This is a genomic window from Limnospira sp. PMC 1279.21 (assembly GCF_032349615.1).
Classification (GTDB): Bacteria; Cyanobacteriota; Cyanobacteriia; order Cyanobacteriales; family Microcoleaceae; genus Limnospira; species Limnospira fusiformis.
Genome location: NZ_JARPLU010000305.1, coordinates 1 through 2,942, shown reverse-complemented (window position 1 = coordinate 2,942; position 2,942 = coordinate 1). Strand labels below are relative to the sequence as shown.

1 protein-coding gene and 2 pseudogenes are annotated in these 2,942 nt (G+C 44.9%); all 3 read left to right on the top strand.

Annotation, left to right across the window (positions count from 1 at the left end):
* Positions 1-46: 46 nt before the first annotated feature.
* Positions 47-394 (top strand): annotated as a pseudogene (locus tag P5683_RS23865) (IS630 family transposase); the annotation flags it as partial.
* A gap of 495 nt (positions 395-889) precedes the next feature.
* On the top strand, positions 890-2,380 hold the full coding sequence (gene ltrA, locus P5683_RS23860) for a group II intron reverse transcriptase/maturase (RefSeq protein ID WP_006626264.1): 1,491 nt from the start codon (positions 890-892) through the stop codon (positions 2,378-2,380).
* 314 nt (positions 2,381-2,694) lie between these two features.
* Positions 2,695-2,799 (top strand): annotated as a pseudogene (locus P5683_RS26590) (IS607 family transposase); the annotation flags it as partial.
* Positions 2,800-2,942: the final 143 nt, after the last annotated feature.

Below are 2,942 nucleotides of genomic sequence, written 5' to 3'. Positions count from 1 at the left end.
CTAGTCATCTCGTCCTCTCCATTATACGTCCTAAGTGTTCTGTCTTGTGCTATATATAGCCGCATGGTGTCATCAACAACTCTTAGCCCCCTTTAGCTTTGAGGGTTGTTGTAATCGGACAGTGTTTGAGTTGTGGTTGGAGTTCATCTTAATTCCAACACTGAAGCCAGGTCAGACTCTAGTGCTAGACAATGCAACGTTTCATAAAGGGGGGCGGATTGCTGAACTGGTGGAGGCAGCTCAATGCCGTTTACTCTATCTTCCGCCTTATTCGCCAGACCTCAACAAGATAGAGAAATGTTGGTCGTGGTTGAAAGCCCGCATTCGCCATTGTATTGAGCAGTTTGATTCTCTCCATGATGCCATGGATTCCGTTCTCAACACTGCGTCCTAACCACCTTGACTAATGCTATAAGTAATGAAATTGGCATAATGCAAGGCACAGAAGCCTAATATACTTCCAGCCTAAAAGAGGTATAAGAGGCAAGGGAAAGTCCCAGAAGGGTTAACGAAAGTGAATCTCCCCAAGCTCCGTTATCCATTTAAATGTGAAATAAGGCTGATACACATTAACCAAAAGGTGAGCAGAGGGGTAATCAGATGTCTTCGCTGATTACGGAAGGACAAAGCCTCTGTCGGAGCATAGGAGGAACCCAACTGGAACGAAGGTTCTACGCACGAAACACGGTAAACCCTATGAGTTCTCAAAGGTCGAATGAGTAAATCAACCGTAAGGAAGATGAATAACTCAGAGGGTATAGGAGGTTGGAAAAAGCGAATGTCCCTGTGTAATGCAGAGAATAGGGGTTCAAGATTTGCCTCACATCGAAAGATGGCAGACTTCCAACTGGTCTTAAACGATAAACATTTGTGAGGAATCCCAACCGAGATGAAAGATGGAACCAGCAATGGTATTGGAGTCAAGGAACAAGCTTTGGAATGGGCGGACATCAATTGGAAGTCCATAAAGAAGAATGTTAGGAAACTAAGACAGAGAATTTATCGAGCAACTCAGAACGGTGAGTGGAAAAAGGTCAAAAGCCTTATGAAACTCATGATACGCAGTTACTCCAACCTGCTACTGTCAGTAAGACGAGTAACCCAAGAAAACCAGGGAAAAAGCACGGCTGGGATTGATAAACAGACGGCTCTAACCCATCAGGAAAGGGTGAAACTGGTCGGGGAAATGACAAAATACACACCCGGGAAGGCTTCGCCAACTAGGAGAGTGTATATACCAAAAGCAAACGGAAAAAGGAGACCGCTCGGAATTCCCACAATTAAAGACCGAGTTCGACAAGCAGTAGTCAAGAATTCCTATGAACCGCATTTCGAGGCTAGGTTTGAAGCCAATTCCTATGGCTTTCGACCGGGGAGAAGCGCCCATGACGCTATCGATCAATGCTTCCTCCGACTTCAAGGAGGAAAGGACACATGGGTGCTAGACGCGGATATTAAAGGGGCTTTTGACAACATAAACCATGAATTCATACTCAAAGCCGTAGGTAATTTACCAGGTAGAGAGATAATCAAACAATGGCTGAAAGCAGGATATGTTGAGGCAGAGATATTCAACGCAACAGAAAGCGGAACACCCCAAGGCGGTATAATAAGCCCACTATTAGCAAACATTGCCCTAGATGGATTAGACGAACTTCTCAAAAAGTATCAGAAAATAACCATCCAAGTTAGGAAGAGTGGCAATCGCCAGGGGCAACAGGAAAGAGTGAAGTCACCGATGTACGGTTACAGTCGCTATGCAGATGACTTCATCATTACTGCTAGATGTGAGGAAGATATCAAAGCCGTGGTACCCATCATCGAAGAATGGTTGAGCAAAAGGGGACTGACTCTAAATAAAGAAAAGACCTCTATCACCCAGATAGCACAAGGGGTTAATTTCCTTGGGTTTAATCTACGTCAGTACAAAGGCAAGCTTCTCACCAAACCTCAAAAAGAAAAAAGAATGCGAGCTTTCCTTCAAAAGTTACGAGATTGGCTCAAAGCCAACAAATCACTTCCCCAGGACGTAGTAATACCAAATATCAACCAACAATTAATCGGATGGGCAAACTACTACAGAACGGGTGTCAGTAAAGCGGTGTTCTCCTATGTTGACCATATGGTTCACAAGATGTTGTGGGCATGGGCAGTCAGGAGGCATCCAACAAAAGGGAAAGAATGGGTTAAGAACAAATACTTCCGCACCAAGGTAAGGAGGCAATGGATATTCGCGGCAGAGGTAAAGGACAGGCGTGGAAATTCCCAAACCGAATCGGTGGTTAAAATCTCTCAAACGCCGATTAAACGCCACGTCAAAGTAAAGGATACCTCATCCCCAGACAATCCCGCCCTAGCCAAATACTGGGAACAGCGATAAACCTCAACAGGGAAGACCCGATGGGATAAAGACTCGAAGTATTACAAAGTGGCTGAAAACCAGAAATAGAAATGTCCAGTATGCGGTGAAAATCTGTTCAACGGAGAAGAACTACACACCCATCACTTAATCAGAGTGAAAGATGGGGGGGACGGATCAAGAATCAAACCTCGTCCACGTACATAAAGCCTGTCATTTACATATACACACAGGCTCACATTCTGATAAGCTAAAGCCTTGAGCCGGATGATGCGAAAGTGTCAAGTCCGGTTCTTAGGAGGGGATGAGATGGTGACATCAATTCCCTACCCGCCATCCTTGCCATCGTCCATGTCTTCAGTTGCCGGCTCTATGGACTCCGAAAGTACAAGTCTGCTATCAAAGAAGATTCGAGTATATCCAGAAACGGCACTAGCTAAAACTTGGTTTCAATGGATATCAGCAGCCAGATGGTGCAACCGATAAGCGATCGCCATACTTAAAACTAAGGTGCGAAACGTTTAGGAGTGAAATAGGGCTGCAATGCCTGAAATAACCTCCTAGAGGGAGATAGACTGAATCA

Excerpts from the sequence above, each read along its gene's own strand:
- ltrA (WP_006626264.1), top strand. The coding sequence starts at position 890 with ATGAAAGATGGAACCAGCAATGGTATTGGAGTCAAGGAACAAGCTTTG.